The following is a 5,517-nucleotide window of genomic DNA, read 5'->3' as shown; positions in this document are numbered from 1 at the left end:
GCGTGAACGCCGTCGTCGGATCCGCATCGTGCAACGTCTTCGTGATCGCAGCCGTGAGCGTCGTCTTCCCATGGTCGATGTGACCCATCGTCCCGATGTTCAGATGCGGCTTGTTCCGCTCGAACTTCTCCTTGGCCATGGGTGGGTGCCTCCTCGGCGCGTCCGAGGGCCCGGGCAACGCCCGGCCCCTGGGGGGTGGTGATCGGATGTGGTGGCGACGGTCGGGTTCGAACCGACGACCCCTCGATTATGAGCCGAGTGCTCTCACCAACTGAGCTACGTCGCCCTGGTCAGGGCTGCGCCGGCGGACCGGAGCCAAGTGTTGGGAGCCTCCTGTGGGAATCGAACCCACGACCTTTTCCTTACCATGGAAACGCTCTGCCGACTGAGCTAAGGAGGCGCGGCGGTTCCGGCGCACGGCCGGAGAGCCGAGGGAGCATCCTAGGCGCGCCGACGGGCCGCTCCCTAAGCGGGTCAGGCCGGCCCGCGCGGGACGCTCTGGGGTGCGGCGTGGGGGCCGCCGGGCGGGCCCCGGCCGGGGCTGGAGCGGGCGGCGTCCCCGGGCCGCCACCCCCCTCGACCGGAGCGGGTGCGGAGCCGTCCGAGGGGCGGGGTTGGAGGCACAGCTCCTCCCCGTACCGGCCCAGGTCGCACAGGGCGCCGGGCTCAACTCGGCTTCGGTGGTGCCGACAGGCGCTGGGTGCGCATGAGCAGGATGGTGATCGAGGCGGGACGCCACACGATCGCGATGGACCTCCACCCCCGGCTGACGGTCATCACCGGCCTGGGGGAACTCGAGCGCGAGAGCCTGGCCGGGGAGCTGCTCGGCGCTCTGGGCCCCAGCCGCCCCGGCATCCACCTGGAGGTAGTGACCGACGGCGGCCGTCACCTGGCCGTGTTCCGACCCGTCAACGGGCGGGCCCGGCTGGTCGATGTGGAGGCCGCCACCGACATCACGCCGGATGCCGAGAGCGGCGGCGCCGACCTCTACGCCCAGCACGGCCTGGACGTGGCCAGCGCCCGTCGGGCTCTGAAGGTGACCCACGCCGACCTGGCCGTGCAGGCCCAGGCCGACACCGTGGTGCAACGGCTGGCCGATGTCGACCAGACCGCGCTGTGGGCCGCCGCGGCCCGGGTGCGGGTGACCGACGAGGCCCTGCAGGCCGAGGCCCTGGCCTCGGGCACCGCCCCCGAGGACGCCGAGATCATCGACCGCATCGAGCGCCGCCACACGTCCCTGGAGGAGGCCCTGGGATCGATGAACCGGGCGACGCGCCTGGCCCGGGGCGTCACCGCCGTGGGGGTGGTGGGCACGGTGGCGGCCCTGCTGGCCAACCCGCTGCTGGCCGTGCCGCTGGTGGCCATCACCGCCGCCAGCCTGGCCGTGGCCTTCTGGCACCGGTCCCGGGCCGACCGGGCCCGCCAGCACGAGCAGGAGGCCCTCGATGCTGCCGGGGCCGAGTCGTACCTCGGGTTCCACGTGCAGCGCGTCGACGGCCTGGTCTCCAGCGAGCAGGCCCGCCGCCGGGTGCTGGCCGCGGCCACCGACCACCGGGCCGCCGCCGCCCAGTGGTTCGAGCTGGCCGGCGACGTGAGCGTGGACTGGGCCCTGGAGCACCACGGCGACATCGCGGTGGCCGCCCGGCTGCGGGCCGACGTGCGCAACCTGGGCGTCATGTCCTCCAGCGCTCCCGGCAACAGCGACCTGGCTTCGGACCTGGCCCACGCCCTGCTGACCCGCATGGCCCGGGCCCGCACCCTCGGCGACCTGGGCGAGACGTTCCCCCTCGTCATCGACGAACCCTTCACCGGCCTCGACGGCGGCCTGAAGGCCCCCCTGCTGGAGCTGCTGTCCCGCTCGGCCGGCAGCCCGCAGGTGATTCTCCTCACCGCCGAGGAGGAGGTGGCCTCCTGGGCCCGCCTGGAGGCCCTCACCGGCGCCCTGGTGGTCCTGGAGCCGACGCCCGACACGATGTCCTCCCGTACGCCGGCGGCGGCCCACGGGGCAGCGTAGGCCGCCCCCGCTCATCGACGGCCCCCCGGGTGGGCAGCGGCGGCAGGGCGCCGACACCGCCTCCCGCGCCTGCGCACCGTCAGCCGATCAGCGCCACGAGCAGAGGGAGGGCGAGCACAGAGGCGCCGGCCACCTGGGCGACCTGGGTGGAGACCGTCGTCAACCGGCTGCCGACCTGCCCGACCCGGGTTCCTCGGCCGGTCAAGACCGAGACGCTGAGCGGCACGGCGAAGGCGACGCCGTAGACGGCGCCGGCCCATGGGGGGACGACGGCCAGGAGCGCGCCGGCGAGGAGCGCCCACGACGTCGACGACACCCGGAACGTGGTCCAGATCAGGCCGGTGTCGGTGCCCCAAATGATGGGGGTGACCCACCAAGGGCGCCGGGGGTCGTGGCCGACGGCCTTGGGCGTCTGACGGGCCAACCCGACGGCCATCCCCCCCCGGAGAACGGCCCGCACGTCGACGGCCGCACCGCCGACGGCCAGGACGGCGAGCACGCCGACTCGGAGGTCCCAGTCGACGGATGCGAGGACGACGGTGCCGACCTGGTGCAGCACCAGGACCATGATGGACGCGGTGAGGACGTGGGCGATGACCAGGACCGGGAGGAAGTGCCGGCCCTCGGCGCCTCGGCGCGACGAGTCCCCTTGCACGAAGGGGCGGATGATCCCGATGAAGGACTGTCCTCAGGGGCTGAAGAGTTGGGCGAAGCCGGCCACCGTGGCCAGGGCCACGCACCAGGTGGTGCTCATCAGCTCAGTACCAGATGGAGCAGGCGAACGGGCCCCGGAAGCAGCTGGTGCCCGGGGTGCACTCGCCGCACACGACCGACTGGCCCAGCTCGTCGATGCAGGTCCAGTACGACTGCTGGAAGCCCTCGGGGCAGGCGTACTGGTCCTTGCTGCCGGCCCACGTGCACTCGATGCAGGAGGCCAGGTGGCAACACGCCGGCGAGGGGACGGGCGTGCAGGGATCGGCCCGGCGGATGATGCCGCAGGCCGACGACAGGCCACCGATGAGAGCGGTGGCGGCCCCGGCCAGGACGCCCAAGCCCCGCCGTCGGCTGATCCGCTTGGTCAGCAGGGCGCCGACGTCGTCGGCCTCGTCGTAGGTGACGCAGTCGATGTCGGTCGGTGCGGTGAGGTGCGAGTCCATCATGGGCTCCCGGGTGAGGGCTGGGGTCCGGCGGTCACGGGCGTGGGTGGGCGGGGGAGGACAGTGGCGCCGGGGGTCAGCAGCGGGGCGAGCTGGCGGAAGGAGGGGATGGTCTGGGCCAGGAGGACCTGCCCCCGGTCGAGGACGTAGGCCGCCGGGGTGGTCCGGAGCTGGTAGGCGTCGGCCACGCTGCTGGTCACGTCGAGGGTGACGCGCTCGGGTGGGAGGCCCGTCTCGCGGCACCACTCCGCTCCGACGGCCGGTGAGTGGGCTTTGAGCACGACGTGGAGGTGGGCGGTGGGCTTGCCTCGCAGGGCGGTGGCCACCGTCTTGCAGGTGCCGCAGGTGGTCGACAGGAAGAGCAGAACGAGGTGGCCGGCGGTGTCGAGTTCCGCGGGTAGGCCCGCCTCGGAGGGCCGCGGGGCCGGGTCGGGATGGGGCAGCGGTTGGGGCGTGTCGTTGATGCCGAGGTGCTCCCGCACCAGCTCGAGGGTCCGGTACTGGTCCATGAGAGCGAACAGCGCGACCAGCACCAGCACGGCCAGCACCAAGACGAACGCGGTGAGAGCGAGCATTGGTTCCCTGCGCTACCCGGCCGGCGGGGGCGGGGGCGGCGGCGGGGGCACGACCCGGACCTGCAGCACCACGGAGGTCTCCAGACTGGTGTCGAGGAGGCACGCCGCCAGGCTGGTGCCGTCGGCCACGGCCCCCTGCAACGCCACCCGAGACTCCAGGTCCATCTGAGCGGCCGGGATGGTGAAACGCTCGGCGACGGCGTACCCCTCGTTGGAGGCCGAGACGGGGATACCCTCCACCCACCGGCACAACGGAGCGGCCACCAAGCCCTCGCCCTCGACCGCCTCCCCCACGGTGACCTTGTCCCCCACCCGGGGCTCCGCGCCTAGCGGGAATCCGAAGGCGGGGATCAAGTCCCACCCCTCGGCCTCAGGATGGGGCTCGAGAGGCTCGACTCGTACCGAACCTTCGACGATCTCCGTAATCCGAGCCGGAACTGCAAGGAAACCCGCCGGCCGATCGAACTCATCCAGCGTCGGCGGATCGCTCGCACCACTGGGCCGTGCCAGAACCGAGCTCGCCATGCCGCCCACACCAGCGGTGGTGACCACAACGCCAGCACCAGCTAGGCGCAACAACCGCCGTCGACCAAAGTTCACTCCCGTCACGACCGGTTCCCTTTCCAATGACTCGCACGAAAGGGTCCTTGCCCCACTCGTTTGTAGCCCTCCTATCGTTGCCACCCATGCGCGGCCTTGCCAACGTCCACCGGCGTCACTCCTTGAGGGATCGCCCCCAGACGCGGGCGACCCCCGCACCGGATGTGGTGCGGGGATCACCTGCAACAGAGAGACCGAAGGCCTCAGTATTTCTTAGTGCTCTTGCAACCTCAGACCGGAACCGAATCATCAAGCGTGAGGCCTGTGACGAGTGCCTCGCCCGCCGACAGGGAGGCGAACGGCGAGTCACAGAAGTCGACGGCGGGAGCGCCGCCGCCGTTCAAAGGCCCGACACTCATGGTTGTTGTGTTGATAGCGCCGCTGACCGAGATCTCGATGGCGAAGTGGCAGATATCCGAACCCTTAACGCAGTCGCTGGTGGTGGAGATCCATCCTTCCAACAGGATGTTCTGCGTGAGACTCTGGTTCGGGTGGGTGCCGGTGATCGCACCGTGGTTCGATCCAAAACCGAGAACGTTCGGATCACCAAGCGCCAGGTCGAGCTGATACTCGTTGCCTCCGAAGGTGAAGTAGCTGGCGTAGACGCCCCCACCCTTGGGCTCACCGATCCGGATCTCCTCGACTGTGGTGGTCGTGCCATCGTCATCCACGATGAACTCGCTCGGCGGGGCGTCGGGGTCAGCGCATGTATGATCCTCGCCGCCGACCTCGATGATGATCTCGTCTTCGGGATCACCGTCGATGTCGATGTCGAGCGTTCCGGCGTGGACGTAGAGTGTTGTTGTGGCCGCGGTGGCCGGCGTGGCCATCAGGAGCAGGCAGCCGATAGCGGCGAGTAGCGCCGCGATCGAACGGCGGCGGGTTGACTTGTTCATGGTGAACTCTCCATTCGTGGTGGGTTGTGTACCGGCGCACAACATGTGTCCGATGCTCCGCAGTGGAACACAGGTTGCGTTGCGCCCCGTGCGCGAGGTCGAGACACAACGAAAAGGGATCGGAGGAGGTCAGAGACGCGGCTGGTCCCCGCACCGAGTGGTGCGGGGACCGGCCGAGGGTTCATGTGTGCGAGCTGGTGGGCTCGCTGATGTGGGTCAGGCGACCCGGAAGGTTTCGGTGTAGCGCTCATCCCCGCTGTAGCGCCCGCAGGTGG

At 70.7% G+C, this 5,517-nt stretch carries 7 protein-coding genes and 2 tRNA genes; 1 reads left to right on the top strand and 8 read right to left on the bottom strand.

Features of this window, described 5'->3' with window-relative positions:
• The 3 genes from VEW93_13550 to VEW93_13540 form a co-directional block, all read right to left on the bottom strand.
• On the bottom strand, positions 1 to 139 hold a 139-nt coding region (locus VEW93_13550; GenBank protein HYI62816.1), incomplete at its 3' end, for a GTP-binding protein.
• A 70-nt stretch (positions 140 to 209) separates the two neighbouring features.
• Positions 210 to 286, bottom strand: a tRNA-Met gene (locus VEW93_13545).
• A gap of 41 nt (positions 287 to 327) precedes the next feature.
• Positions 328 to 400, bottom strand: a tRNA-Thr gene (locus VEW93_13540).
• 348 nt (positions 401 to 748) lie between these two features.
• Between VEW93_13540 and VEW93_13535 the strand changes: the two genes are divergently transcribed.
• The gene (locus VEW93_13535) at positions 749 to 2,014 is read left to right on the top strand and encodes a hypothetical protein (GenBank protein HYI62815.1); all 1,266 of its coding nucleotides are present in this window, start codon (positions 749 to 751) and stop codon (positions 2,012 to 2,014) included.
• 79 nt (positions 2,015 to 2,093) lie between these two features.
• On the opposite strand, the gene VEW93_13530 is transcribed toward VEW93_13535, so the two are convergent.
• From VEW93_13530 to VEW93_13510, 5 genes are all read right to left on the bottom strand, one after another.
• Positions 2,094 to 2,669 (bottom strand): hypothetical protein, encoded by a 576-nt coding sequence (locus VEW93_13530; GenBank protein ID HYI62814.1) that lies wholly within the window; start codon positions 2,667 to 2,669, stop codon positions 2,094 to 2,096.
• Between the two features lie 103 nt (positions 2,670 to 2,772).
• Complete coding sequence (locus VEW93_13525; GenBank protein HYI62813.1) at positions 2,773 to 3,174, bottom strand: hypothetical protein; 402 nt, start codon at positions 3,172 to 3,174, stop codon at positions 2,773 to 2,775.
• On the bottom strand, positions 3,171 to 3,746 hold the full coding sequence (locus VEW93_13520; protein HYI62812.1) for a hypothetical protein: 576 nt from the start codon (positions 3,744 to 3,746) through the stop codon (positions 3,171 to 3,173). Before VEW93_13520 ends, VEW93_13525 begins: the two co-directional genes overlap by 4 nt.
• A gap of 12 nt (positions 3,747 to 3,758) precedes the next feature.
• Positions 3,759 to 4,058 carry a hypothetical protein gene (locus VEW93_13515; GenBank protein ID HYI62811.1) on the bottom strand — a complete coding sequence of 100 codons (300 nt, stop codon included), beginning with the start codon at positions 4,056 to 4,058 and terminating at the stop codon, positions 3,759 to 3,761.
• A 518-nt stretch (positions 4,059 to 4,576) separates the two neighbouring features.
• Positions 4,577 to 5,242: a hypothetical protein gene (locus VEW93_13510; protein HYI62810.1), complete on the bottom strand. Its 666-nt coding sequence runs from the start codon at positions 5,240 to 5,242 to the stop codon at positions 4,577 to 4,579.
• Between the last annotated feature and the right edge of the window lie 275 nt (positions 5,243 to 5,517).

Source organism: Acidimicrobiales bacterium, assembly GCA_035630295.1.
GTDB lineage: Bacteria > Actinomycetota > Acidimicrobiia > Acidimicrobiales > Iamiaceae > Iamia.
This window is presented reverse-complemented; position numbering and strand designations above follow the sequence as displayed.